The sequence below is a fragment of the Amycolatopsis sp. NPDC004772 genome (assembly GCF_053601215.1).
Genome location: NZ_JBSGBK010000021.1, coordinates 38008 through 63150 on the forward strand (window position 1 = coordinate 38008; position 25143 = coordinate 63150).

The 25143-nt window shown below is 71.7% G+C and carries 26 protein-coding genes; 15 read left to right on the forward strand and 11 right to left on the reverse strand.

Going from position 1 to position 25143, the window contains the following annotated elements; all coding sequences use genetic code 11:
• Position 1 precedes the first annotated feature (1 nt).
• The 4 genes from ACWEF6_RS15485 to ACWEF6_RS15500 all read right to left on the reverse strand — a co-directional run bounded on the left by ACWEF6_RS15485 (position 2) and on the right by ACWEF6_RS15500 (position 6556).
• Positions 2–1702 (reverse strand): hydantoinase B/oxoprolinase family protein, encoded by a 1701-nt coding sequence (locus ACWEF6_RS15485; protein WP_449683523.1) that lies wholly within the window; start codon positions 1700–1702, stop codon positions 2–4.
• Positions 1699–3717 carry a hydantoinase/oxoprolinase family protein gene (locus tag ACWEF6_RS15490; RefSeq protein WP_449683524.1) on the reverse strand — a complete coding sequence of 673 codons (2019 nt, stop codon included), beginning with the start codon at positions 3715–3717 and terminating at the stop codon, positions 1699–1701. Before ACWEF6_RS15490 ends, ACWEF6_RS15485 begins: the two co-directional genes overlap by 4 nt.
• Complete coding sequence (locus tag ACWEF6_RS15495; protein WP_449683574.1) at positions 3714–5309, reverse strand: thiamine pyrophosphate-binding protein; 1596 nt, start codon at positions 5307–5309, stop codon at positions 3714–3716. The genes ACWEF6_RS15490 and ACWEF6_RS15495 overlap by 4 nt, the downstream gene beginning before the upstream one ends.
• Before the next feature lie 71 nt (positions 5310–5380).
• Complete coding sequence (locus ACWEF6_RS15500; protein WP_449683525.1) at positions 5381–6556, reverse strand: NAD(P)/FAD-dependent oxidoreductase; 1176 nt, start codon at positions 6554–6556, stop codon at positions 5381–5383.
• Between the two features lie 80 nt (positions 6557–6636).
• Here ACWEF6_RS15500 and ACWEF6_RS15505 point away from each other — a divergent pair, with 80 nt between their 5' ends.
• The 8 genes from ACWEF6_RS15505 (at position 6637) to ACWEF6_RS15540 (ending at position 12911) form a co-directional block, all read left to right on the forward strand.
• A complete protein-coding gene (locus ACWEF6_RS15505) occupies positions 6637–8001 on the forward strand; it encodes a WS/DGAT/MGAT family O-acyltransferase (RefSeq protein ID WP_449683526.1) in 1365 nt (454 codons plus the stop codon).
• Positions 8002–8109: 108 nt separating this feature from the next.
• The gene (gene pqqA / locus ACWEF6_RS15510; RefSeq protein ID WP_043776987.1) at positions 8110–8196 is read left to right on the forward strand and encodes a pyrroloquinoline quinone precursor peptide PqqA; all 87 of its coding nucleotides are present in this window, start codon (positions 8110–8112) and stop codon (positions 8194–8196) included.
• Positions 8197–8199: 3 nt separating this feature from the next.
• Positions 8200–8889 carry a pyrroloquinoline-quinone synthase PqqC gene (gene pqqC, locus ACWEF6_RS15515; RefSeq protein WP_449683527.1) on the forward strand — a complete coding sequence of 230 codons (690 nt, stop codon included), beginning with the start codon at positions 8200–8202 and terminating at the stop codon, positions 8887–8889.
• On the forward strand, positions 8886–9152 hold the full coding sequence (pqqD, locus tag ACWEF6_RS15520) for a pyrroloquinoline quinone biosynthesis peptide chaperone PqqD (RefSeq protein WP_449678740.1): 267 nt from the start codon (positions 8886–8888) through the stop codon (positions 9150–9152). The genes pqqC and pqqD overlap by 4 nt, the downstream gene beginning before the upstream one ends.
• On the forward strand, positions 9143–10207 hold the full coding sequence (gene pqqE / locus ACWEF6_RS15525) for a pyrroloquinoline quinone biosynthesis protein PqqE (RefSeq protein WP_449683528.1): 1065 nt from the start codon (positions 9143–9145) through the stop codon (positions 10205–10207). The genes pqqD and pqqE overlap by 10 nt, the downstream gene beginning before the upstream one ends.
• Positions 10204–11019, forward strand: a complete 816-nt coding sequence (gene pqqB, locus ACWEF6_RS15530) for a pyrroloquinoline quinone biosynthesis protein PqqB (protein ID WP_449683529.1) — start codon at positions 10204–10206, stop codon at positions 11017–11019. Before pqqE ends, pqqB begins: the two co-directional genes overlap by 4 nt.
• A 44-nt stretch (positions 11020–11063) precedes the next feature.
• Positions 11064–11582, forward strand: coding sequence for an ArsR/SmtB family transcription factor (locus ACWEF6_RS15535; protein WP_449683530.1), 519 nt, complete (start codon positions 11064–11066; stop codon positions 11580–11582).
• Positions 11583–11678: 96 nt separating this feature from the next.
• Positions 11679–12911: an MFS transporter gene (locus tag ACWEF6_RS15540; protein ID WP_449683531.1), complete on the forward strand. Its 1233-nt coding sequence runs from the start codon at positions 11679–11681 to the stop codon at positions 12909–12911.
• A gap of 24 nt (positions 12912–12935) precedes the next feature.
• On the opposite strand, the gene ACWEF6_RS15545 is transcribed toward ACWEF6_RS15540, so the two are convergent.
• Genes ACWEF6_RS15545 through ACWEF6_RS15555 form a run of 3 tightly spaced genes read right to left on the reverse strand, consistent with a single transcriptional unit; the run spans position 12936 to position 15635 of the window.
• Positions 12936–13193 (reverse strand): hypothetical protein, encoded by a 258-nt coding sequence (locus ACWEF6_RS15545; protein ID WP_310973271.1) that lies wholly within the window; start codon positions 13191–13193, stop codon positions 12936–12938.
• Positions 13194–13251: 58 nt separating this feature from the next.
• Complete coding sequence (locus tag ACWEF6_RS15550; protein WP_449683532.1) at positions 13252–14631, reverse strand: amidase; 1380 nt, start codon at positions 14629–14631, stop codon at positions 13252–13254.
• Positions 14628–15635, reverse strand: a complete 1008-nt coding sequence (locus ACWEF6_RS15555; RefSeq protein ID WP_449683533.1) for a D-2-hydroxyacid dehydrogenase — start codon at positions 15633–15635, stop codon at positions 14628–14630. Before ACWEF6_RS15555 ends, ACWEF6_RS15550 begins: the two co-directional genes overlap by 4 nt.
• A 100-nt stretch (positions 15636–15735) precedes the next feature.
• On the opposite strand from ACWEF6_RS15555, the gene ACWEF6_RS15560 reads away from it, so the two are divergent.
• The 3 genes from ACWEF6_RS15560 (at position 15736) to ACWEF6_RS15570 (ending at position 18005) form a co-directional block, all read left to right on the forward strand.
• Positions 15736–16476: a maleate cis-trans isomerase family protein gene (locus ACWEF6_RS15560; RefSeq protein WP_310973276.1), complete on the forward strand. Its 741-nt coding sequence runs from the start codon at positions 15736–15738 to the stop codon at positions 16474–16476.
• 61 nt (positions 16477–16537) lie between these two features.
• Positions 16538–17284, forward strand: coding sequence for a maleate cis-trans isomerase family protein (locus ACWEF6_RS15565; RefSeq protein WP_449683534.1), 747 nt, complete (start codon positions 16538–16540; stop codon positions 17282–17284).
• Between the two features lies 1 nt (position 17285).
• Entirely contained in the window at positions 17286–18005 is a 720-nt protein-coding gene (locus ACWEF6_RS15570; RefSeq protein ID WP_310973279.1) for a GntR family transcriptional regulator, read from the forward strand.
• Between the two features lie 232 nt (positions 18006–18237).
• Here ACWEF6_RS15570 and ACWEF6_RS15575 read toward each other — a convergent pair whose 3' ends face one another.
• From ACWEF6_RS15575 to ACWEF6_RS15585, 3 genes are all read right to left on the reverse strand, one after another.
• Positions 18238–18552 (reverse strand): DUF4262 domain-containing protein, encoded by a 315-nt coding sequence (locus ACWEF6_RS15575; protein WP_449683535.1) that lies wholly within the window; start codon positions 18550–18552, stop codon positions 18238–18240.
• Between the two features lie 212 nt (positions 18553–18764).
• Positions 18765–19823, reverse strand: coding sequence for a tartrate dehydrogenase (locus ACWEF6_RS15580; protein ID WP_449683536.1), 1059 nt, complete (start codon positions 19821–19823; stop codon positions 18765–18767).
• Positions 19820–21283, reverse strand: coding sequence for an NAD-dependent succinate-semialdehyde dehydrogenase (locus tag ACWEF6_RS15585; protein ID WP_310973283.1), 1464 nt, complete (start codon positions 21281–21283; stop codon positions 19820–19822). Before ACWEF6_RS15585 ends, ACWEF6_RS15580 begins: the two co-directional genes overlap by 4 nt.
• Before the next feature lie 91 nt (positions 21284–21374).
• Here ACWEF6_RS15585 and ACWEF6_RS15590 point away from each other — a divergent pair, with 91 nt between their 5' ends.
• Both ACWEF6_RS15590 and ACWEF6_RS15595 read left to right on the forward strand, forming a co-directional pair.
• Entirely contained in the window at positions 21375–22631 is a 1257-nt protein-coding gene (locus tag ACWEF6_RS15590) for an aspartate aminotransferase family protein (RefSeq protein WP_449678748.1), read from the forward strand.
• A 2-nt stretch (positions 22632–22633) separates the two neighbouring features.
• Positions 22634–23131: a DUF3830 family protein gene (locus tag ACWEF6_RS15595; protein WP_003079597.1), complete on the forward strand. Its 498-nt coding sequence runs from the start codon at positions 22634–22636 to the stop codon at positions 23129–23131.
• A 40-nt stretch (positions 23132–23171) separates the two neighbouring features.
• On the opposite strand, the gene ACWEF6_RS15600 is transcribed toward ACWEF6_RS15595, so the two are convergent.
• Entirely contained in the window at positions 23172–23984 is an 813-nt protein-coding gene (locus ACWEF6_RS15600; RefSeq protein WP_449683537.1) for an aldo/keto reductase, read from the reverse strand.
• Positions 23985–24196: 212 nt separating this feature from the next.
• Here ACWEF6_RS15600 and ACWEF6_RS15605 point away from each other — a divergent pair, with 212 nt between their 5' ends.
• Positions 24197–24568 (forward strand): hypothetical protein, encoded by a 372-nt coding sequence (locus ACWEF6_RS15605; protein WP_310973289.1) that lies wholly within the window; start codon positions 24197–24199, stop codon positions 24566–24568.
• 5 nt (positions 24569–24573) lie between these two features.
• The gene (locus tag ACWEF6_RS15610; protein WP_310973290.1) at positions 24574–25050 is read left to right on the forward strand and encodes a roadblock/LC7 domain-containing protein; all 477 of its coding nucleotides are present in this window, start codon (positions 24574–24576) and stop codon (positions 25048–25050) included.
• Positions 25051–25143 lie beyond the last annotated feature (93 nt).

Below are 25143 nucleotides of genomic sequence, written 5' to 3' on the forward strand. Positions count from 1 at the left end.
CTCACTGCCCTGCTCTCAGTCGTGCTGTCTGCTCTTCGTCCACCACGTAGTCCCCGGGCAGCCGGACCAGCGCGTCCGGGTCCCCGAGGTAGCGCACCTCGACGCCGTACACCGCCCGCGCCGCCGCCACCGAGACGTACCCCTCGACGACGTCGGCGAGCACCGCCGCCGCCGGCCGCTCGGCCGGCCGCCCGTACCCGCCACCGCCGGGCAGCGTGACGTCCACAACGGACTCTGCCGCCAGCGGCACCCGGCTCTTCGCGGGCAGGTCCCGACCACCGTGCAGGCCGAAGCGACCGGGCGCGCCGGGTTCCCCGCCGGCCACCCCGGACGCCGCGGCCCGCACCCGGTCGACGTTCCCGTTGACGCTCCAGGAAGTCACGCCGAGTGCGCCCATCGTGGTCACCTGTCCGAGTCCGCCGCGGAACCGGCCGGCCCCGCCGGAGTCCACGCGCAGCTCGCGCGCGTGCTGGACCAGCGGCGCCATGGTCTCGATGACTTCGGTGGGTGTCGAGCGCAGGCCGCTCGGGAAGCCGGTGGTGGACAGGCCGTCCTTGTCCGCCCGCGCGCCCATCCCGCCGGTCTGGAAGACGTTCAGCATGAACCCGGGCCCGCGCCAGATGGTCATCCACAGCGCGTCCGCGCTCGGCGCGAGTGCCGGGCCGGGCAGCGCGCCGATCAGCAGCGACGGCAGGAAGTGCCCGATCAGGTGCCGGGACGCGACCGGGGCCGGCGGTCGGCAGTTCAGCACCGAGCCTGCGGGCGCGGTGACGTGCACCGGCCGGAACGACCCGGCGTTGTGCGGCACCTCGGGCGCGATCGCCGCCTTGACCGCGAACGACGCGTACGCCCGCGTGTAGTTCAGGACGACGTTGATCCCGCGTCGGCTCTGCGGGGAAGAGCCCGCGAAGTCGAGGTGGATCTCGTCGCCGTCCACAGTGGCCGTGACGCGCAGGACGATCTCTTCGTCGTCGAAGCCGTCGGTGACGACCTCGTTGGTGTACGTGCCGTCGGGCAGTTCCCGCAGCGCGTCGCGCAACGCCCGCTCCGAGCGATCCATGATCTCGGCGGCGACCTCGTCCAGGCTGTCGAGGCCGAGCTCGGCCAGCAGCCGCAGCAGGCTCGCCGCCCCGACCTCGTTGCCGGTGACCTGCGCGTACAGGTCGCCGATGGTCTCCTCCGGCGTCCGGACGTTGGCCCGGATCAGCCGTTCGAGGTCGGTGTTGACCTCGCCCGCGCGGAGGAACTTCAGGATCGGCAACCGGAGGCCTTCTTCGAAGACCTCGTGGGCCTCGGCGGACACCAGCCGCCCGCCGATGTCCGGCGCGTGGCAGCAGGAGGCGAACCACGCGACCAGCCGGCCGCCCCGGAACACCGGCGTCGCCACCGTGATGTCGTTGATCTGGCCCGCGGTCTGCCACGGGTCGTTGGTGAGCAGCACGTCCCCGGGTTCGAGGGTCTCCGGCGGGTACGCCGCGACGAAGTGGTGCATGCCGGTCGCCATCGCGTTGATGTGCCCCGGCGTGCCGCCGACGGACTGGCCGATCATCTCCCCGCGCGAGTCGAACACCGCGCAGGCCAGGTCGAGCGACTCGCGCACGACCGCGGAGAAGGCCGTGTTGACCAGCGCGTTCTGCTGCTCGGCGAGGATCGAGTGCAGCCGGTGGCCGAACAGCCCGACGACGATGGGGTCGACGCTCACACCGTCACCTCCAGGGCGCCGTCGTCCCGGACGACGCAGGACGCGCCGGGCGGGACGACCACAGTGGACTCGCGTTCCTCCACGATGGCCGGTCCGCCGACCCGCGTGCCGGGTTCGAGCCGGTACCGGTCGAACACGGCCGTGTCGACAAATCCACCCGCCGACGGGAAGTACGCCTGACGAGTGCCCTTGCGCGCCTCACCGGAGGAAGCCGAGGTCAGCCGCAATTTCACGGCCGGTTTCGGACCGCTCGACACGACCCGCCAGTTCAGCACCTCGACGCCGACCTCGGGCCCGGTGCGCCGGTAGAGCGCGCGGTAGGTGCGGGTGAACTCGTCGATCAGGGTCCCGGGCCAGGGACCGTCGTGGACCGGGACGCGGATCTCGTACCCCTGCCCGGCGTACCGCATCTCGGCGACGCGCCGGTGCGTCACCTCGTCCACTCCGGACTTGGCGAGCAGCGCCGCGCCCTCGGCTTCCATCTCGGCGAACAGCGCGTCGGCCTGGTCCCACGTCAGGTCGTGGACGGCGGCGCGGGCCGACCGCACGAAGTCGAACGCCAGCGGCGCGGTCAGGAACCCCGCCGCGCTGAGCACCCCGGCGGCCGGTGGCGCGACGACCGAAGGCGCGCCGAGGGCCCGCGCGACGCCGACGCCGTGCACCGGCCCGGCCCCGCCGAAGGTGTACATCGGCAGCTTCGCCGGATCGTGCCCGCGCTCGACGGCGTGCACCCGCGCCGCGTTGGCCATGTCTTCGTTGACGCTCGTGTGGATGCCCCAGGCGGCCTCTTCGACGCTCACCCCGAGCGGATCGGCGATCTTCCTTCGGAGCACCGCTCTCGCGGCCTCGGCGTCCAGGCGCATGCCGCCACCGAGGAAGTAGCCCGGGTCGAGGTAGCCGAGCACGAGGTCGGCGTCGGTGACCGTGGGCTCGGTGCCGCCGCGGCCGTAGCAGACCGGGCCGGGCTCGGAGCCCGCCGAGTCGGGGCCAACGGTGAGCAGGCCCAGCGCGTCGATGCGGGCGATCGAGCCGCCGCCGACGCCGATCTCGATCATGTCCGTGACCGGCACCCGCACCGGCAGCCCGGAGCCGGGCAGCAGCCGGTACTTGCGGTCCACTTCGAACTGGTGCGTCACCAGCGGCGTGCCGCCGGCGATCAAGCACAGCTTGGCCGTGGTGCCGCCCATGTCGAAGGCCAGCAGGTCGGCCGGCCCGATCGCCGCGGCCGCGAGTGCCCCGCCCGCCGGGCCGGACTCGAGGATCCGGATCGGGTGCCGGGCGGCGGTGTCCACAGTGGCCAGTCCGCCGTTGGACAGCATGATGTGCGGCGCGCGGGTGATCCCCAGCCGGTGCAGCCGCTGTTCGAGGTCGCGCAGGTACCGCTCGGTGAGGTCCCGGACGTAGACGTTGGCGACCGTGGTCGACGCCCGCTCGAACTCGCGGATCTCGGGGACGACGTCGGACGACAGCGCCACCCGCAGCGAGGGCGCCACCTCGGCCAGGATCTCCGCGGTCCGGCGTTCGTGCGCCGGGTTCGTGAAGGCGTGCAGGAAGCAGACGGCGACGGCCTCGATACCGCGCGCCGCCAGCTCCCGGCCGAGCCGTGCCACCAAGGACTCGTCGAGTCCGGTATGGACGGACCCGCCGGCGAGGATCCGCTCCGGGACGTCGAACCGCAGGTGCCGGGGCACGAGCGGCGCGGGCAGTTCCAGGTGCAGGTCGTAGAGCTCGTACCGGTGCTCGCGGCGCATCTCCAGGACGTCCCGGAACCCGGCGGTGGCCAGCAGCGCGGTCCGCGAGCCCTTGCGCTCGATCAGGGCGTTCGTCACCAGCGTCGTCCCGTGCACGACCTGCTCGACGGCGCCGAGGTCCGGCAGCAGCGCGGCCAGGCCCTCCTCGACCGCCCGGGCCGGCTCGTCGTGCGTAGTCAGGACCTTGCCGACCGCGACGATGCCGGTCTCGTCGACCGCGCAGAGGTCGGTGAACGTGCCGCCGATGTCGACGCCGATCCTCATGTCCGGTACCACCGCGGCGAGGTGTTCAGCGGCGGCTTGAGCTTGGCCTTCACGACCAGCACGTTCGGCTCGTCCGACTCGACGAACTCGCCGAGCAGCCGCCGGAACGCCCGCCCGAAGCCGGAGACGCGGTCGGCGTGCACCCCGAACGACCGGGCCAGGCCGACGAAGTCCGGGCTGTCCCAGTCGACCCCGCGGTGCGGCAGGCCCTCGCGGTCCTGGTCGTAGCGGAGCATGCCGTACCCGCCGTCGTCGACCAGGACGACGGTGACCGGCAGCTGCTCCTGCGCGAGCGTGGCCAGGTCGCCGCAGCCGTAGAGGAACCCGCCGTCGCCGGTGATGCAGATGGCGCGCCCGGTGCCGGCCGCGGCCGCGCCGAGCGACGCCGGGAAGCCGTAGCCGAGGGTGCCCCAGCCCATCGGGTAGGCGAGCTTGCGCGGCGCCCGCACCCGGTGGAAGCCGCCGACCCAGTAGCCGGCCACGCACATGTCCGAGACCAGCACCGCGTCCGTCGGCAGCACCTCGTCCAAAGTGGACAGGAAGTCGTAGGCCTGCGGTTCCTCGTCGCGGATGCGCTGGCGCACCCGGCGGCCGATCCCGGCCAGCCGCAGCGTCATGTCGTCGAGCCCGTCCCGCTGCTTCGGCAGCAGCCGCTCGACGATCGAGCGCGCGTCCCCGACCAGCGTCAGGTCGGGGCGGTAGTTCTTGGCGGCGTCGTCGGCGTCGACGTTGACCGCGATCAGCTGGGGCGGCTTGGGCATCCGCCAGTTCTGCGTCATCAGGCCGTCGAAGTCGGTGCCGATGGCCAGCACGACGTCGGCTTCGTCCCACAGCTCGCCGACCTCCGGCGTGTGCACCGGGTTCGGCGCCAGGCACGGGTGGTCGAGCGGGAGCAGCCCGCGGGCGGCGAACGTGGTGATCACCGGCGCGGCGAGCTTCTCGGCGAGGGCACCGATCGCCTCACCCGCGCCCGATCGCAACGCACCGCCGCCGGCCCAGATCAGCGGGTGCCGTGCGTCGGACAGCATCGCCTCGGCCCGCGCGAGGTCGGGGACGTCGACGTCGGGCTTGCGGTGCGGGGCGGGCGGCCGCCGGTGCGGCACCTGTTCGCGCAGGTAGTCGGTGGGCACGCCGAGGTAGACCGGGCCGCTCTGCGGCAGCTGCGCGAGCCGGGCGGCGCGGTGCACGGTGGTGCCGATCTGGTCGGGGGCCCGCACGGTGAAGCCGCCCTTGGTCACCGGCGCGAACATCGCCTGCTGGTCGGACGTCTCGTGCAGCACGCCGCGGACGACGCCGGGCCGCCGCAGCGCCGAGGGGATGTCGGTGGCGATGACCAGCACCGGGGCCGCGGACGCCATGGCCTCCCCGACCGCGCCGAGCGTGTTCGCCGCGCCCGGACCGGTGGTGACCAGCGCGACGCCGAGCTTGCCGGTGGCGCGGGCGTAGCCGTCGGCGGCGTATCCGGCGGTCTGTTCGTGGCGGACGCCGACGAGCTTGATGCGGGTTTCACCGAGCGCTTCCCACAGTGGCAGGTTGTGCACCCCCGGAAGGCCGAAGACGATCTCCGTTCCGAGCGCTTCCAGCGCGTCCACCAGCTCCCGAGCACCACTCACAGCCACGGTTCGGATACTGCCAGATCGTTCAACGATCTGGCAATCTGCCCCTAGACGATGTTGTGCTCGGCACCCGCCGAGCCCGCGGCGAACCGGCGGACGTCGAGCCCGGCGATGTCCACCGCGGGCCGTCGCCGCAGGTAGAGGTCCCGGATCAGCTCGCCGGTGGCCGGGCCCATCTGGAAGCCGTGGCCCGAGAAGCCGGTCGCGTAGAAGAACCGCGACAGCAGGACGCTTTCCCCGATGATCTGGTTGCGGTCCGGCGTCGTTTCGTACAGCCCGGCCCAGGCCGTCCGGATGCCGGCGTCGAGCACGGTGGGAAGCCGGCGGCCCGCGAGCTCGGCCAGCCGCGGCAGCCACTCGCCCGGTTCGTACCGCGTGTCGAAGCCCGGGACGCCGTCGCCGTCGGAGAACGACATCGCCAGGCCGGGCCCCTCGCGGTGGAAGTAGAAGGCCGACGGCATCTCGATGGTGAGCGGAACCGCTTCCGGCAGCCCGGGCACCGGCCCGGTGAACACGACCTGCCGCCGGTACGGGCGCACCGGCAGGTCCACCCCGGCCAGCTCGCCGATCCGGCCCGACCACGCGCCGGCCGCGCAGACCACCGCGCCGGTCCGGACCACTCCCGCCGTCGTGACGACGCCGGTCAGCGCGTCGCCGTCGCGCTCGATCCCGGTGACCTCGACGCCGGTCCGCAGCTTCGCGCCGCGCGCGCGGGCCGCCTTCGCGTACCCCTGGACGACCGCGTCCGGCGTCGCCTTGGCGTCGTCCGGCGACCAGAGGGCGGCCACGACACCGTCGGTCTCCACCGGCGGGAGCACCTTCTTCGCCTCCGCCGGGTCGAGCAGGTGGCTGCGGACGCCGTGCTCGCGCTGGAGCTCGGCGCAGCGCTCGAACGCGGAGACGTCGGCGGGGTCGGTGACGAGGTAGAGGTAGCCGTCGCGGCGGAAGTCGATCTCGGTGCCGAAGTCGCTCCGGAAAGCGCTGTACGCGGCCAGCCCGCGCAGGCCGAGCTCGACGTTGACCCGGCTGGTGAACGACGACCGGATGCCGCCCGCGGCCTTCGCCGTCGAGCCGCCGCCCAGCTCACCGCGCTCGAGGAGCAGCACGTCCACGCCGGCTTCGGCGAGCCGGAACGCGCAGCTGACGCCGATCACGCCACCGCCGATCACGACGCACTCGGCCATCGGTGGCAACGACGTTTCCCCTGTGCCGCGGCCGGTCATACTCGCCAATGTAGAACGTGATCCACCGGCGGCCGCCGAGCGCGTAGAGTCGGCGTGCCGAGCTCGAGAGGTGATGTCCCATGGCGATGATGCCCGTGACCGATTCGATGTTCCTCCTCGTCGAAACGCGCGAGCATCCGATGCACGTGGGCGGTCTGCAGCTGTTCCGGAAACCCGATGGCGCGGGCGACGAGTACCTGCGTGACATCCGCAAGAGCCTCCTCGAATCGGACAACATGCGCTCGGTCTTCCGGCGCCGCCCGGCCCGGCCGGTCAACACGATGGGGCACGTGGCTTGGGCCAACGACGCCGAGCTCGAGCTCGACTACCACTTCCGGCACTCGGCGCTGCCGCGGCCGGGCCGCGTCCGCGAGCTGCTGGAGCTGACCGGCCGGTGGCACAGCACCCTGCTCGACCGGCACCGCCCGCTGTGGGAGACCCACCTCATCGAGGGGCTCGACGACGGCCGGTTCGCCGTCTACACGAAGGTCCACCACGCGCTGATGGACGGCGTCTCGGCGCTGCGCCAGCTGCAGGGCACGCTCTCGGACGACCCCGCGGACATGGACTGCCCGCCGTGGTGGGGCAGCCGGCGCAAGCCCGGCGGCGAGCGTGAGAAGCGCCCGCGCTCGGTGCTCGGAACGGCACGGAAAACCGCCAACCAGCTCGCGAGCCTGGCGCCGGCCGCGATGAAGGTCGCGCGCGAGGCGTTCGGCGAGCACACTCTGACGCTGCCGGGACAGGCGCCGAAGACGATGCTCAACGTGCCGATCGGCGGCGCGCGGCGGTTCGCGGCGCAGAAGTGGTCGCTGGACCGGGTCCGGCAGGTGGCGACCGCGGCCGGGGTGTCGCGCAACGACGTCGTGCTCGCGATGTGTTCGGGCGCGCTGCGGGACTACCTCATCGAGCAGCGCGCGCTGCCGGACGCGCCGCTGATCGCGATGGTGCCGGTGTCGCTGCGCCGGCAGAACGACCCGGGCGAGGCCGCGGGCAACAACATCGGCGCGCTGCTCTGCAACCTGGCCACCGACCTGCCGGACGCGGGCAAGCGGCTCGTCACGATCCACCAGTCGATGCGCAACGGCAAGCGGCTGTTCTCGGAGCTGACGCCGCTGCAGACGCTGCTGCTCTCGGCGGTGAACGTCGCGCAGCTCGGCGTCTCGCCGATCCCGGGCGTCGTCAAGAACACGCGGCCGCCGTTCAACCTGGTGATCTCGAACGTGCCCGGCCCGCGCAAGCAGATGTACTGGAACGGCGCCCAGCTCGACGGCATCTACCCGGCGTCGGTGCTGCTCGACGGCCAGGCCGTGAACATCACCCTGACGAGCAACGGCGACCACCTCGACTTCGGCATCACCGGCTGCCGCCGCAGCGTCCCGCACCTGCAGCGGATCCTGACCCACCTCGACACGGCCCTCGTCGAGCTCGAAGCCGCGGTGCGGTAGCCCGCTCACCGGCTCCCCCATCGGAAGGAATCTTTCCGAACTGGCTGGTCAGTCCGCTCCGGACGCTCCTAGGGTGACGACGATCACCCCCGGAGAGAGGAGCAGGGCATGACCGAGGAGTGGACGACCCCGGACTTCGTCGAGTACGAAACCCCGATGGAGGTCACCGCCTACGCGGCCCGCATGGCGGACTGACCGATGCCGGTCGAGCCACTCCCGGAAAGCGCATTCATCGACGCGCTGCGCGGTCTTTCCGGCCGGTACTGGGGAACGCACCCGTTCCACCGCCGGCTGCACGCGGGCGAGCTCGACGAGCGCGCGCTGCGGATCTGGGCGGCGAACCGCTGGTACTACCAGTGCGTGCTGCCCCAGAAGGACGCGGCGATCATCAGCAACTGCCCGGTGCCGGAGATCCGCCGCCAGTGGCTCGACCGGATCGTCTACCACGACGGCGTGAGCGCCGGCACCGGCGGGATCGACCGCTGGCTGCGGCTCTGCACGGCCGTCGGCCTGGACCGCGACGAAGTCCTGGACGAACGGCACGTCGCTCCCGGCGTCCGGTTCGCGGTGGACGCCTACGTCACCTTCGCGCGAACGAAGCCGTGGTGGGAGGCCGTCGCGTCGGGGCTGACCGAGATGTTCGCCGGGCACCTGATGCAGCAGCGGGTGGCGGACATGCTCGCGCACTACGCGTGGATTTCTCCCGACGACCTCGCGTACTTCACCAACCGCATCGACAAGGTTTCCGGCGAGGGCAAGGACACGCTCGACATCGTGGTCCGCCACTGCGTCACGCGCGAACAGCAGGACCGCGCGATCGCCGCGTTGTCGTTCAAGTGCGACGTCCTGTGGTCGATGCTCGACGCGATCGAGCGGGCGGCCGCGTGATCACCGCCGATTCGGTTCCGCAGCTGCGCCGGGGTGTGCGGCTGTCCTTCGACCACGTCCGGGAGACGCACGTGCTGCTGTTCCCCGAGGGCGTCCTGGTGCCGAACGCCACGGCGGCCGCGGTCCTCGAGCTCTGCGACGGTGCCCGGTCCGTCAGCGAGATCACGACGGCGCTTTCCGGGCGTTACTCCGGTGTCGTCGCGCAGGACGTCCTGTCCGTGCTGACCCGGCTGGGCGAACGGCGGGTCGTGGCATGGACGTGAGCCCGCCGCTGGGCCTGCTGGCCGAGCTGACCCACCGGTGTCCGCTGCACTGTCCTTATTGCTCGAACCCGGTCGAGCTGACGGCCCGTGCCCGTGAGATGTCCACTGAGGACTGGCTGTCGGTGTTTCCGCAGGCGCGGGAACTCGGCGTCCTGCAGGTGCACCTGTCGGGCGGTGAGCCGTTGCTCCGGCCGGACCTGCCCGCGCTGGTCGCCCACGCGCACGGGCTCGGCTGCTACGTCAACCTGGTCACGTCGGGGCTCGGCCTGACGTCTTCGCGGCTCGACGACCTCGTTGCGCGCGGGCTGGCGCACGTCCAGCTGTCGGCGCAGGGCGCCACCCGGGAGCGGTCCGATCGGCTGGCGGGGGCGAAGGCTTTCGACCGGAAGCTGGCCGCGGCTTCCCTGGTGAAGGCGGCCGGGCTGCCGCTGTCGCTGAACGTGGTGCTGCACCGGCAGAACCACGACCAGCTGGCCGGGATCATCGAGCTGGCCGAGCGGATGGGCGCGGACCGGCTGGAGCTGGCGAACACGCAGTACTACGGCTGGGCGTTGCGCAACCGGGACGCGCTGATGCCGACGGCTGCCCAGCTGGCGGCCGCCGAGCCGGTGGTGCGCGCGGCCGTCGATCGCCTGCGGGGCACGATGGAGATCGTCTACGTCGTAGCCGACTACCACGAGCCGTACCCGAAGCCGTGCATGTACGGCTGGGGTGCGCGGCAGCTGACGGTGGCGCCGGACGGCACGGTGCTGCCCTGCCCGGCGGCGTCGGCGATCTCGACGCTCTCGCTGTCGTCGGTGCGGGACACGCCGCTGGCCGAGATCTGGTACCGCTCGTCGTCGTTCAACGCCTACCGCGGCGAGGAGTGGATGAGCGAGCCGTGCCGCACGTGCGACCGCCGGGGCGTCGACTTCGGTGGCTGCCGCTGCCAGGCGTTCCTGCTCACCGGCGACGCGGCGGCGACGGACCCGGTGTGCTCGCGGTCGCCCCAGCGTGGCGTGGTCGACCTGGTCCTGTCCCGGCCCGGGGTTCCCGACCTGGTCATGCGCCGGTGAAGGTGATCATCCTCGGCACCGCGGCCGGCGGCGGGTGTCCACAGTGGAACTGCGCGTGCCGGCTCTGCGTTTCGGGGTTGCCGCCACGCACGCAGGACTGCGTGGCGATCAGCGCGGACGGCGCCGGCTGGTACCTGCTGAACTGTTCGCCGGACATCCGGGCGCAGCTCCTCGGGACGCCGGAGCTGCGGGCCGGGCCGGGGCCGCGGGAGATCCCGCTGCGCGGGGTGCTGCTGACGGACGCCGAACTCGACCATTCCCTGGGCTTGCTGATGCTGCGCGAGTCGGGTGGGCTGCCGGTGTGGGTGCCGCCGGCCGCGCGGTCGCCCTTGTTCTCCCTCGTGGACAGTTACGGCAACTGGACCTGGTCGTCGGTTGTGGACATCCCGGGCCTGCGGGTCGAGACGCTGCCGGTGAGCGACAAGCGGCCGAAGTACGCCGCTCCTTCCGGCGGCACCTGGGTGGTCGCCTACCGGATCACGGACCCGGTGACGGGCGGGGTGCTGGTGTACGCACCGTGCCTGCGGAGCTGGCCCGCCGGGTTCGACGAGTTCGTGGCGGACGCGTCTTTGGTGTTGCTCGACGGGACGTTCTACGCGCCGGACGAGATGGCCGGGGTGGGCGGGCCGGACCAGCTCGCGATGGGCCACCTGCCGATCACGGCGAGCCTGCCCCGGGTGGCCGGGCGGCCGTGGGCGTTCACCCACCTGAACAACACGAACCCGGTGCTGGACCCCGCGTCCCCCGAACACGCGGCGGTGCTGGCCGCCGGCGCTTCCCTGCCTCCGGACGGCGCTCGGTTCTCGTTCTGACCAACCCCCAAATAAGTGTTTGACAGTCGTGGTTGACTGGGGACATGCCCCACGACCACCTCCGGGTGCTGGCCCACCCGCTGCGCCTGCGCATCCTGTCGCTGCTGACGGGCACGGCACTGAGCGCGGCGGAGGCGGCCCGCGAACTCGGCGAGACGCAGGCGAACGTCAGCTACCACGTCCGCCGGCTGCACGACGCGGGCCTGCTGGAGGTGGCGGAGGAGGTCCACATCCGCGGCGGCCGCGCCAAGCGCTACCGCCACCAGCCGGACTCGGGCAAGCGTTTGACGACCCGCTCGCCGGGCGAGGAGAAGCTCCTGACGAAGGCGATCGCGAACGAGCTGCTGAGGCGCTCTGCCGACCGGGCGGCGAAGCGACCGGCGTCCCTGACGGACGCGGAGCTGTGGGTGGACCCGGAGTTGTGGGCCCGCCTCCTGGAGAAGGCGACGGCACTGAGCGAGGAACTGCACGCGGCGGCCCGGCCCCCTCGATCTCCGGGGACGGTCCGGGTCAGCGCGAGCGTGGCGCTGTTCGAGCTGGAGAGCACGGAGCCGCTGTCGTGAGCGCCCCGTGTCGAACCCGCGTGCCCGCCTCCTCGGAGCCGCTGTCGTGAGCGCCCCACGCCGAACCCGCGTGCCCGCCCCCTCGGAGCCGCTGTCGTGACCAGTCCGCTGCTCGCCCCGCTGCGGGAAGCCCGGTTCCGTGCCCTCGTCACCGGCCGGAGCCTGGCCGACTTCGGGAACGCCATCGCCCCCTTCGCCCTGGCCTTCGCCGTGGTCGATCTCACCGGGTCGGCCGTCGACCTCGGGATCGTCGTCGGGGCCCGGTCGATCGCGAACGTTCTCCTGCTGCTCTTCGGCGGCCTGCTGGCCGACCGGCTTCCGCGGTCCGTCATCCTGCAGGGCACCGAAACCGCCGCCGCGCTCACGCAGGCCGCCATCGCCGCGAGTGTCCTCTGTGGATTCGCCTCCATCCCGTTGCTGGCCGGGCTCGGGCTCGTCAACGGGGCCGTCTCGGCCATCTCCCTGCCCGCGGCCGCGTCGCTCACGCCGTTGACCGTGCCGGCCACCCTGCTCACCCAGGCGAACGCCCTGGTCCGGCTGCTCTCCAACACCGGCCGCATCGCCGGGGCCGGGCTGGCCGGCGTGCTCGTCGCCTTCGCCGGTTCCGGGTGGGCGCTCGCCGGGAACTCCCTGCTTTTCCTCGCCGCCGCGCTGGCGTACCGGCGGATCCGGCTGCCGCGCGGTGAACGCGTGCCCGGCAGCCGTCCGCTCGCCGAGCTGGCCGAAGGCTGGCGGGAGTTCCGCGCCCGGGCGTGGGTGTGGCTGGTGGTGCTGCAGTTCATGATCGTCAACGCCGTGACCGCGGGCGCGCTGCTGGTGATCGGCCCGCTCGTCGCCGACGACACCTTCGGCCGCACCGGCTGGGGCTTCGCGCTGGCCGTGCAGACCGCCGGGTCGCTGCTCGGCGGCATCCTCGCCGCCCACTGGCAACCGCGGCGGATGCTGTTCGTCGGCGTCGCGCTGGTCCTGGTCGACGCGCTGCCGATGCTCGTCCTCGGCCAGACGCCGTACCTGCTGCCGCTGCTGGCCGCGATGTTCCTCTCCGGCATCGCGATCGAACAGTTCTCCGTCGCCTGGGACGTGTCCCTGCAGGAGAACATCCCGCCGGACAAGCTCGCCCGCGTCTACTCCTACGACATGCTCGGCTCGTGCATCGCGATGCCGCTCGGCCAGATCAGCGTGGGCCCGCTGGCCGAACACGCCGGCCGGTCGGCAACGCTGCTGGGCGGCGCGGCCCTGGTCGTCGGCGCCACCGCGCTCGTGCTGTGCAGCTCGCAGGTGCGGGGGCTCGTCCGCCGGGCGCCGGTCAGCCCGGGCGCACCAGGCTGAAGTTCAGCACCAGCCCCGGTCGTTCTACCGGCCCACGCGCGGTCCGGACGTCAGGTCGCGGTGGCCGTCCAGGCGCCACCAGTTCTCCAGCGTCTCGCGCAGCGCCTTCAGCAGCTCGCCGCCGGTTTCCAGGGGGACGAGCGCCGCCTTGCCGTCGTCCACCCGCAGTGCTGCGGCCAGCCTGTCGCCCTGTTCGATCAGGCCGACGACCACCCGCGTCGGCTCTCCGGTGACGTCGACGGTCGGGATGGCTCGTTCGTACCACCAGCCTTGAGCGTTCACCCGGCCGACAGTGGCACAGCTTTCCCCTCGCCGGTCCGGGTTTCACCCTCACGTGTGGTCAGGGCGCCCAGGGCCGCACTTCCTCCAGCAGCTTCGCGACGGCCAGCACCAGGTCGTCCGAGTGCCGCGGCCCGACGATCTGCAGGCCGACCGGCAGCCCCGCCGACGTCCGCCCGGCCGGCACGCTGATCGCCGGCTGCTGCGTCATGTTGAACGGGTACGTGAACGGCGTCCACTCCGGCCACTCGCTCAGCCCGCTGCCCGGCGGCACGTCGTGCCCCGCCTCGAACGCGGCGATCGGGAGGGTCGGCGTGATCAGCACGTCGTAGCGCGTGTGGAACTCGCCCATCCGGATACCGAGCGCGGCCCGCTCGGCGGTGGCGTCGAGGTAGTCGCTCGCCGTCCACTTCCGGCCGAGTTCCCAGACCCGGCGCAGACCGGGGTCGGTCCGCTGCTCGGACCCGGGCGGGAACGAGTCCAGCAGCTTCGCCGCGCCGGACGACCACAGGACGTCGAACGCCGGCTTCGGATCGGCGAACCCGGGGTCGGTCTCCTCGACGTGCAGGCCGGCGTCCCCCAGCGAGCGGACCGCCTCGGCGACGATCGCGGCCACCTCCGGGTCGACGTCGACGTACCCGAGCGTCGGCGAGAACGCGGCGATCAGGCCGCGCACGTCCCGCCGGACGGCCTCCCGGAACGACCCCACCGGCGGCGCCAGCGCGGCCGGGTCGCGGTGGTCGGGCAGCGAAAGCACGTCCAGCAGCAGCGCGGTGTCGTCGACCGAGCGTGCCATCGGGCCGGCGTGCGAGAGCGGGCCGAACGGGCTCGCCGGGTAGAGCGGGATCCGGCCGTGGGTCGGCTTCAGCCCGACGATGCCGCAGAACGACGCCGGGATCCGCACCGAGCCACCGCCGTCGGTGCCGACCGACAGCTCGCCCATGCCGGCCGCGACGGCCGCGGCACTGCCGCCGCTCGACCCGCCCGCCGTCTTCGACGGGTCGGCCGGGTTGCGCGTGATGCCGCACAGCGGGCTGTCGGTGACACCCTTCCAGCCGATCTCGGGCGTGGTCGTCTTGCCGAGCAGCACCAGGCCGGCCTCGCGCATCCGCGCGGCGACCGGGCTGTCGACGTCCCACGGCTGGTCCGGGTCGATGCTCTTCGAGCCCCGGACGGTCGGCCAGCCCTGGGTGAGGAACATGTCCTTGATCGACGCCGGCACGCCGTCGAGCCACCCGATCGGGTTGCCGTCCCGCCAGCGGACCTCGGCCGCCTTGGCCTGCTCCAGCGCCCGGTCCGCGTCGACGAGGCAGTAGGCGTTGCACTCGCCGTCCCGGGCTTCGATGGCCTGCAACGCGTTCTGCGTCGCCTCGACCGGCGAAAGCTCGCCGGTCGCGTAGGCGGCGACGAGCTCGCTGGCGGTCAGCATCCTGTCGTTCATCCGGCTCCCTGGTTCCCCTGGTTCTCCGACGGCACGTAACCGAGCGTCTTGTCGACGACATTGCGCAGCGGCTCCCCGGCGCGCCAGCGGCGGAAGTTCTCGGTGAACACCTCGACCAGTGTGTTCCGCCAGCCGATGAAGTCGCCGGACATGTGCGGCGAGATCAGCACGTCCGGCAGCGTCCACAGCGGGCTTTCGGCCGGCAGCGGCTCGGTGTCGAAGACGTCGAGCGCGGCCCCGGCGATGGTCTTGTTTTCGAGCGCGGCGACCAGGTCGGACGTCACCACGAGCTCGCCCCGGCCGACGTTGACGAACCGCGCCGACGGCTTCATCGCGGCGAACGCCCGCGCGTCGAACATGCCCTTCGTGTGCTCGGTCAGCGGCGCGACCGCGACGGCGTAGTCGGCGTGCGGCAGGATTTCGGCGAGCCGCGCGGACTCGTGCACGACGCCGAAGTCCGGGTCGCCGGTGCGCTCACGGCGGCCGGCGCCGCTCACCCGCATGCCGGCCGCGCGCAGTAGCCGCGCGATGGCCCGGCCGATCGGCCCGGTGCCGACCACCAGCACTTCGCGCCCGGCGACCCGCTCGGTCTCCCGGTGCAGCCAGCGGCCTTCGCGCTGCAGGTCGTGCGAGCGCGCGAAGTCCTTCGCGAAAGCGAGGACGACGCCCAGCACGTACTCCGCGATGGCGTCGTCGAAGACACCCCGCGAGTTCGTCAGGACGACGTCACTTTCGCGCAGCCCGGGGAACAGCACGGGGTCGACCCCGGCGCTGGCGATGTGCAGCCAGCGCAACCGGTCGGCCGCGTGCCACGCGCCGGGGACGGCCGTCGACAGGAAGTCGTAGACGAAGAGGGCGTCCGCTCCGGACAACGCTTCGGCGAGACCCGCCGCGTCCGTGTAACGCACGACCGCCCCGGATTCGACAGCACGCATGTCCGGTGGGCGGGACTCGCCGCAGAGCACTGCCAGGACGGGGGCTTCCCGGTGTTCCGAGGCGATCACGTTGACACGGTAAAAGTGACTCGTATGATTGTCAACAATCCGAGGAACGACCCCCGGAGCACCGGACTGTCAAGTACAGACGTATTCCGGAGGCTGAGCCTTGGATTTCGACTTCCTGGCGTTCGACGGCCCGCTGGCGCAACGCGGCATCGGGGTCATCGCCCCCTTCGACCTCGCGCTGGAGCGCGAGCTCTGGCGCTGGGTGCCGATGGAGGTGTCCCTCCACCTCGCCCGCACGCCGTACGAGCCCGTGCCGGTCAGCATGGAGATGGCCCGCCTGGTCAGCGACAGCCACCACCTGGCGAGCGCGACCCGCGACGTGCTGCACGTCGAGCCCGAGGTCGTCGCCTACCTCTGCACGTCGGGCAGCTTCGTCAACGGCGTCGACTACGAGCGCTCGCTGACCAAGGCGATCTGCGACGCCGGCGCGCCGGACGCCGTCACCACCTCGGGCGCGCTGGCCGAAGTGCTGCACCAGCTCGACCTCCACCGCGTCTCGGTGCTCACGCCGTACGACGCCGACCTGACCCGCGCCCTGCACGACTTCCTCGCCGAGCTGGACGTCACGACCGTCGCCAGCGACCACCTCGGCCTGGGCGGCGGCATCTGGAAGGTCAGCTACCGGACCATCGCCGAGCGCATCCTCGCCGCCGACCACGGCGACGCCGAAGCGATCTTCGTCAGCTGCACCAACCTCCCCACCTACGACCTGATCGAACCCCTGGAAGCCGCGCTCGGCAAACCGGTGCTCACCGCCAACCAGCTGACGATGTGGGCGTGCCTGCGCCGGATGAACCTCCCCATCGTCGGACCCGGGAGGTGGCTTCGTGACGTGTCGTGAAGGGTATTCCTTGACCTCCCCTCTAGGATTGTCGACAATTTGCGTCCCCTCCGGAGGTTCCGTGACCACCATCGGTTTCATCTACCCCGACCACGCGGCCGAAGACGACTACCCGCTGGCCGAGCAGCTGCTCGGCGGCATGGCCGTCGACGAGGGCGACATCCGCCTGGCCGTCGAGCACATCTACGGCACCGACAAGCACGCGGTGGCCGAGCTGCTCGACCTCGGCAGCGAGGCCCGCCTCGCCGACGGTGCCGCCCTCCTCGCCAAGCACGAGCCCGCCGCCGTCATCTGGGCCTGCACCAGCGGCAGCTTCGTCTACGGCTGGGACGGCGCCCGCGACCAGGCCGACCGTCTCGCCGCCGTCGCCGGTGTCCCGGCCTCCAGCACCTCCTTCGCGTTCGTGCACGCCGCGCGTGCGCTGGGCGCTCGACGGGTCGCCGTCGCCGCCAGCTACCCGGACGACATCGCCCGGCTGTTCGCCGACTTCCTCCAGGCCGGCGGCATCGAGGTCGTCTCGATGGCCAGCGCGGACATCGTCACGGCGGCCGAGGTCGGCGCGATGACCCCGGAGGCCGTCGTCGAGCTCGCCGTCGGCCACGACCACCCGGACGCCGAAGCGGTGCTCGTGCCGGACACCGCCATGCGCACCCTCGGCGAGATCAACGCCGTGGAGGCCGCGCTCCGCAAGCCCGTGCTGACCGCCAACCAGGTCACGGTCTGGGAGGGCCTGCGCCTGACCGGGCAGCACCGGCTCGTCCGCTCGCTCGGCGCGCTCTTCCGGCACCTGCCGGACGGGGGCGCCTGAGATGGCCCTGCCACCGGGCATGCTGCCCGAGATCGAGCCGGTGAGCCGCGAGTCGACGGCCGCCGTGATCGCGCGCCAGCTGCGTGACGCGATCATGACGGGCGCTCTCCCGCCCGGGACCCAGCTCGGCGAGACCGAGCTGGCCGCGCGGTTCCAGGTGTCACGGGGGCCGCTCCGGGAAGCCATGCAGCACCTGGTGTCCGAAGGGCTGCTGCGGAGCGAAAGACACCGCGGGCTGTTCGTCATCGACCTCGAACCGGGCGACGTCTACGACATCTACGCGGCCCGATCCGCGATCGAGCGGGCGGCCATGCTGCGCGCCCTGCGCGGCGGCGACCGCGACCGGATCGCGGACGTGCTCGAGCAGACCGTCACCGAGATGGCGACGGCGGCGAGCGAGGACGACCCCACGGCGCTCTCCACGGCGGACCTGAAGTTCCACGAGGCGCTGATCAACGCCTCCGGCAGCAAACGGCTGGTGCGGATGGCCCGGACGCTGCTGATCGAGACGCGGATGTGCCTGACGGCGTTGCAGAGCACGTACCAGCGGGTCGAGGAGCGGGTGGAGGAGCACACGAAGCTGATCCAGGCCCTGCGCGACGGCGACGAGGAGACGGCGCTGACGCTGCTGGAGGCCCACATGGAGGACGCGGTGCAGCGGCTCGCGCCGGGCACGAGCCTGCGGGACGGGGAAGCTCCGCCGGTGCCGGGAAACGCGTGACCGCAGAGCCGACACGGGTGATTGAGCGGTCGACACGGGTGCCCAGCGAGGCATCTTGCGTGGTTGGGCGGGCATCTCGCGTGATCGGGCGGTCGACACGCGTGATTGGGCGGACGACACGCTCGGCCGGGGCCGGGACTCGTGTGAAGGGGACCGGGACTCGTGTGATTGTGGCCGGGACTCGCGTGATTGAGGCCGGAACTCGCGTGATTGGGGGCGGAACTCACGGGGGTCAGTTCGCATGGCGGGGTCCCAGGACGGGCTGGCCGGCGCGGCCGTCGCGGTAGTCGGGGGACCAGGGGAAGCGGCCCTGGGTGTCTGCGTGGACCAGTTGCAGCGCGCGGATTTGCGGGCCGTACAGCGCCGCCGCGAAGACCAGGTGGGCCGACGGCTCGGCGAGCGAGACGACCTCGATCAGCGGGCCGTCGCGCAACGGGATGTGGTCACCCGCCGCGAACGGCGGGCCGTGCAGGGTGTGGGACGCCAGGGCGTTCAGCAGGGCGCCGGCCGCGAGCATCGGCAGGCCGGTGACGACCAGCTCCGGCAAGCCGTACCCGCTCAGGCCGATCGTGTAGGCCCACGGCGGGTACGGCCCCGCTCTCTCTCCACTCCCTGCACCAGCCAGCCCCGGTCGGCCACGCCGCCGCGAAGCCGTTCCAGGTAACCGGATCTGTCCGGGTTCTCGCACTCGAAGCACATCGGTGACTCCTCCCCCTCGGTGGGCTCGTGGTCCACCGTGCCGGAGGGCACCGACAAAACTCAGCCCAGCGCTTCGGCCACCGCCGTGCCGAGCCGTTCTGTGGTATCCGTGCCGCCGAGGTCGGGCGTGCGCACCCGGCCCTCGTCGAGCACGCGGTCCACCGCGGCGCGGATCGCTTGCGCCGCAACGGTTTCGCCCAGGTGTTCGACCAGCATCGCGGCCGCCAGGACCTGCGCCACGGGGTTGGCGATCCCCTGTCCCGCGATGTCCGGGGCGCTCCCGTGGACCGCCTCGAACATCGACGGGAATTCACCTGATGGGTTGATGTTTCCGGACGGGGCCATGCCGAGGCCGCCGGTGATGGCGGCCGCGAGGTCGCTCAGGATGTCGCCGAAGAGGTTCGACGCCACCACGATGTCGAGCCGGTCCGGCGCCTGCACCATCCGCGCCGCCAGCGCGTCCACGTGCATCTGTTCACTGTGTACGTCCGGGAACTCCGCCGCGACCTCGGCGAAGATCTCGTCCCAGAACGGCATCGAGTGGATCAGCCCGTTCGACTTCGTCGCCGAGCAGACCCGCGCCGACCGCGTCCGCGCCAGTTCGAACGCGTACCGGATGATCCGCGTGACGCCGACCCGCGTGAAAACCGACTCCTGCAGCACGAACTCGTCCGGCCGCCCGGCGTTGTGCCGCCCGCCGACCGCCGAGTACTCCCCTTCGGAGTTCTCCCGGACGATGACCAGCTCCAGCTCCTCGGCCTTCCGCCCGGCCAGCACGGACGTCGTCCCCGGCAGCAGCCGCACCGGACGCAGGTTGACGTACTGCTGGAACGCCCGCCGCAGCGGGATCAGCAGGCCCCACAGCGAAACGTGGTCCGGGACGCCGGGGAAACCGACCGCGCCGAGCAGGATGCCGTCGAACGCCGAGAGCTGCGCGACCCCGTCCTCCGGCATCATCGCGCCGACCCGGGCGTACCGCTCGCAGCTCCAGTCGAACTCGGTCCACTCCAAGGAAAAATCGAACAAAGCGGCCGCCCGGTCGAGGACCTTGCGGGCCTCGGCCGTGACGTCCACGCCGATCCCGTCGCCCGGGATGCTCGCGATGCGGTACCCGCTCACAGGGCCACCGCGATGTACTTGGTCTCGAGGAACTCGTCGATGCCGACCGACCCGCCCTCACGGCCGAGCCCGGACTGCTTGATCCCGCCGAACGGCGCCGCCGGATTCGACACGATCCCCTGGTTGAGCCCGATCATCCCGGCCTCCAGGGCTTCCGAGACCCGCAGCGCGCGCTTGAGATCGCTGGTGAAGACGTAGGAAACCAGGCCGAACTCGGTGTCGTTCGCCTTCGCGACGGCCTCTTCTTCGGTGTCGAACGGCGTGATCGGGGCGACCGGCCCGAAGATCTCCTCGTGCGTCAGCCGCGCCTCCTGCGGGACGTCGGTGAGCACGGTGGCCTGGTAGAAGTGCCCCGGGCCGTCGACGCCCGAGCCGCCGGTGAGGACCCGGGCACCGCGGTCGGTGGCGTCCTTGACCAGTTCCGTCACCTTCTCGACGGCCTTGTCGTCGATCAGCGGGCCGACCACGACGTCCTTCTCGGTGCCGCGGCCCATCGGCAGCGCCTGCATGCGCTCGGTCAGGCGCCGCGCGAACTCGTCGACGACGCCGCGCTGCACGTAGAACCGGTTCGCCGCGGTGCACGCCTCGCCGATGTTGCGCATCTTCGCCTGCATCGCGCCGTCGATGGCGGCGTCCATGTCCGCGTCGTCGAAGACCAGGAAGGGCGCGTTGCCGCCCAGCTCCATCGACGTCCGCAAAACCTTGTCGGCGCACTGTTCCAGCAGCTTGCGGCCGACGCCGGTGGAGCCGGTGAAGGACAGCTTGCGGGCGCGGCCGTCGCGGATCAGCGGCTCCATCACGCCGCCGGAGTCGCTGGTCGTCACGACGTTCAGCACGCCTTCGGGCAGGCCCGCCTCAGCGAGGATGCCGGCCAGCGCGAGCATCGACAGCGGCGTCTGCGCGGCCGGCTTGATCACCGACGTGCAGCCCGCGGCGATCGCCGGGCCGATCTTGCGCGTGCCCATCGCCATCGGGAAGTTCCACGGCGTGATCAGCAGCGTCGGCCCGACCGGCTGCTTGGTGATCAGGAACCGGCCGGCGCCGTTCGGGGCGGTCGCGTAGCCGCCGTCGATGCGGACGGCCTCCTCGGCGAACCAGCGGAAGAACTCGGCGGCGTAGGCGATCTCGCCCTTCGACTCGGCGAGCGGCTTGCCCATCTCCAGGGTCATCAGCAACGCCAGTTCTTCCTGGCGCTGCATCAGCAGCTCGTAGGCGCGGCGCAGGATCTCGCCGCGCTCGCGAGGCGCCATCTTCGCGAAATCGGCCTGGGCCGCGACGGCGGCGTCCAGCGCCGCGACGCCGTCCGACGGCGAGGCGTCGGCGACGTGGCACAGCTCCTTCCCGGTGGCCGGGTCGACCACCGGGAACGTCTTCCCGTCCTGCGCGGCAACCCACTTGCCGCCGATGAACAGTTCCTTGCCGACCGCCTCGACGACGCCGGTCTCGGTGCTCGCGCTCATGCCGACCTGCTCCTCACGTGTTGTCCCGGAGGCCATGCTATGGATATTGTCAACAATCGACAACCCGCTCGAACCGACCGAGGAGCACGCTGTGGCCCAGCTCTCTCCGCTGCTCAAGCAGGCAACGCCCGTCGTGGTCGACCACGGTGAAGGGGTCTACCTCTACGACGTCGACGGCAAACGGCACCTGGACTTCACCGCCGGCATCGGCGTCACGAGCACGGGGCACTGCCACCCCCACGTCGTGCGGGCGGCGCAGGAGCAGATCGGCAAGCTCGTCCACGGCCAATACACGACGGTCATGCACAAGCCGCTCCTCGAGCTGACCGAACGCCTCGGCGGGGTCCTGCCGAGCGGGCTCGACTCGCTCTTCTACGCCAACTCCGGCAGCGAAGCCGTCGAAGCGGCGTTGCGGCTCTCGCGGCAGGCGACGAAACGCCCGAACGTCATCGTCTTCCAGGGCGGTTTCCACGGCCGCACCGTCGCCGCCGCCACCATGACGACGTCCGGGACGCGGTTCAGCGCCGGCATCGGTCCGCTGATGGCCGGCGTGCACGTCGCGCCGTTCCCGTACGCCTACCACTACGGCTGGGACGAGCAGACGGCGACGAAGTTCGCGCTGCGCGAGCTGGACTACCTCTTCCAGACGGTCAGCGCGCCGAACGAGACCGCCGCGATGTTCGTCGAGCCCGTGCTCGGCGAGGGCGGGTACGTCCCGGCGAACACCGAGTTCCTGGCCGGGCTGCGCGAACGCGCGGACCGGCACGGCATCCTGCTGGTCGTCGACGAGATCCAGACCGGCTTCGGCCGCACCGGGAAGTTCTGGGGCCACGACCACTTCGACGTCTCCCCCGACATCGTCCTCATCGCGAAGGGCCTGGCGAGCGGCTTCCCGCTGTCCGGCATCGCCGCTTCGCAGGAGCTGATGGCGAAGGCGTTCCCGGGCTCGCAGGGCGGGACGTACGGCGGCAACGCGGTTTCGTGCGCCGCGGCGATCGCGACGCTCGAGGTCATCCAGCAGGAGAACCTGGTCGAGAACGCCGCCGAGCGCGGCCGCCAGCTCCTCGAAGGCGCGCGGGTGATCGCGGACAAGACGCCGTCGATCGGCGAGGTGCGCGGGCTCGGGCTGCTGGTCGGCTCGGAGTTCACCACGGCCGACGGCGAACCGGACACGGCCACCGCGCAGGCCGCGCAGCAGGCGGCGGCGAAGAACGGGCTGCTGCTGCTCACCTGCGGGCCGTACATGAACGTCGTCCGGATGGTGCCGCCGCTGGTCGTCACCGCCGAGCAGGTCGACGACGCGCTGCGGATCTGGGGCGACGTCGTCGCTTCGGTCACGGGGAGCTGAGCATGGCCCGGTACATCACGATCACCCTGGACAAGCGCGGCGTCTCCTGCCGGGCCCGGCTGCTGGACGACGAGGCACCGCGCACCTGCAAGGCGGTCTGGGACGCGTTGCCGCAGAGCGGATCCGCCTACCACGCCAAGTACGCGCGCAACGAGGTCTACACGCTCGTACCGCCGTTCGCCGAACCCAAGCCGGGCCGGGAGAACCCGACGATCACGCCGATCCCCGGCGACGTCGTGTACTTCGGTTTCGAGGCCTGGGAAATCGGCAATCCGGCGTACGGCTACGACGAAGGCAGCGAAGCGCACAGCGACCAGGGCGCGACCGACCTGGCGATCTTCTACGGCCGCAACAACCTGCTGATCAACGGCGACGCGGGCTGGGTGCCCGGCAACGTGTTCGCCACGATCGAGGAAGGCCTGGCCGAGATGGCGGCGGCCGCGCAGGACCTGTGGTTGCGGGGTGTCGAGGGCGAAACGCTCTCGTTCGCCCGCGCCTGATCCCCCGGCCCGGCCGCGGTTTTCCGCGGCCGGGCCGAGCTCAGCCCAGCTGCGCGAGATCGGCGTCGGAGAGCACGACCTCCGCCGCGGCGCAGTTTTCCTCCAGGTGCGCGATCGACGACGTCCCCGGGATCGGGATCACCACCGGCGACCGGCGCAGCAGCCAGGCGAGGGACACCTGAGCGGGGGTCGCGCCGACGCCGGCCGCGACCTTGCCCAGCACGCCGTCCGCCGTGGCGTGGTCACCGCGGGCGATCGGGAGCCACGGGACGAACGCGATTCCGTTGCGCTCGCAGTGGTCGAGGACGTCCTCGGACGCGCGGTCGGTCAGGTTGTAGCGGTTCTGGACGCTCGCGATCGGCGCGATCGCCTGCGCCTCGGCCAGCTGCGTGACGGTCACTTCGGACAGCCCGATCCGGGCGACCTTGCCCTCGTCGCGCAGCCGGGCGAGCGCGCCGATCTGGTCGGCCAGCGGCACTTGCGGGTCGACCCGGTGCAGCTGCAGCAGCTCGAGCCGGTCGACGCGCAGGCGCCGCAACGAAAGTTCCGCCTGCTGCCGGAGGTATTCGGGCCGGCCGAGCGGGACCCACTCGCCGCGGCTCGGGCGGGCGTGCCCGCACTTCGTCGCGATGAGCAGCCCCGGGTACGGGTGGAGCGCGTCGGCGAGCAGCTCCTCGTTCAGGCCGAGGTCGTAGGCGTCGGCGGTGTCGAAGAACGTCACGCCGAGGTCGGCCGCGCGGCGCGCGACCGCGGCGGCACCGTCGCGCACGTGGTCCCACTCGGTGAGCCGCATCGCGCCGAACCCCAGGCGGTGCACGGAAAGGCCGTCTTCGAAGGTGTACGTCGAGGTCATGCCGGAAGCTTCGCCGCCGACCCCGTCACCCACCAGAGATTTAGTCTGAGCCAAATCTGCAACTTGCACTTTGCGTTATCTAATAGCGCCATTGGAGCAATTTGATTGCTCCGTTTGGGGATATGCTGACGCCTCAGGCAACTCTAGGGTGATCGCACCTGACCACCGGGTCGGCACGTCAAGGCGTCGGGACAAGGGAGAAGACGAGCCCCATGAACATCGAAACAGCCTTGAAGGAAGCGCTTTCCATCACCGGCGCGGTCGGTGCCGCCCTGGTCGACTACGAAAGCGGGATGGCCCTCGGGACGCTGGGCGGCGGCGACTGGCTGGACCTCGACACCGCGGCCGCGGGCAACACCGAGGTCGTCCGCTCCAAGCTGCGCGTGATCTCCGCGCTGCGGCTCAACGACGAGATCGAGGACATCCTCATCACGCTCGGTCGCCAGTACCACCTGATCCGCCTGCTCAAGCCGGCCAAGCACGACTCCGCGCTGTTCCTGTACCTCGTCCTGGACCGGGAGCGGGCCAACCTCGCGCTGGCGCGGCACTACCTCAAGAACATCGAAGCCGAGCTGGTCGTGTGACGGGGATGCCGGCCGAAGTACCCGGCACCCCGGTGCCGCTGCCGACGCGCAAGCTCGGTGCGACCCCGGCCTTCCCCGTCCAGAAGGGACCCCGGGAGGCCCACCCCGACGCCAAGGCCGCGGCCAAGGCCCTCGACGAGATCCGCGACCGGGTCGACCGGGCCAACATCACCGGGCTCCTGGTGGCCAGCCGGGACGGCCTGCTGCTGGCCAGCGACACCCGGGAGATCGAAGACGACAGCGTGGCGGCCATGTCCGCCGCCGCGGTCGGGCTGGCCACGAGGTTCATCGGGCAGGCGGGCCTCGGCGAGGCCCGCGGCGCGATGTTCCAGGGTTCGCTCGGGCACGTCTGCGTCTTCCCCGTGCAGGGGCCGATCCTGCTGGTCGTGTTCGCCCGGCCGGACACGACCATGGGCCTGTTCAACGTCGTCGCGAGGCAGGCGCTGACCCTGCTCCAGGACGCTCTGACCACGGCGAACTGACCGGCGAACCTCCTCCGCGCAAGAACGTGAAAATCCTTCATGGCGGCGTACCGCCGGTACGTACTACGCTGCGGTAACCACAGCGACGGCGCG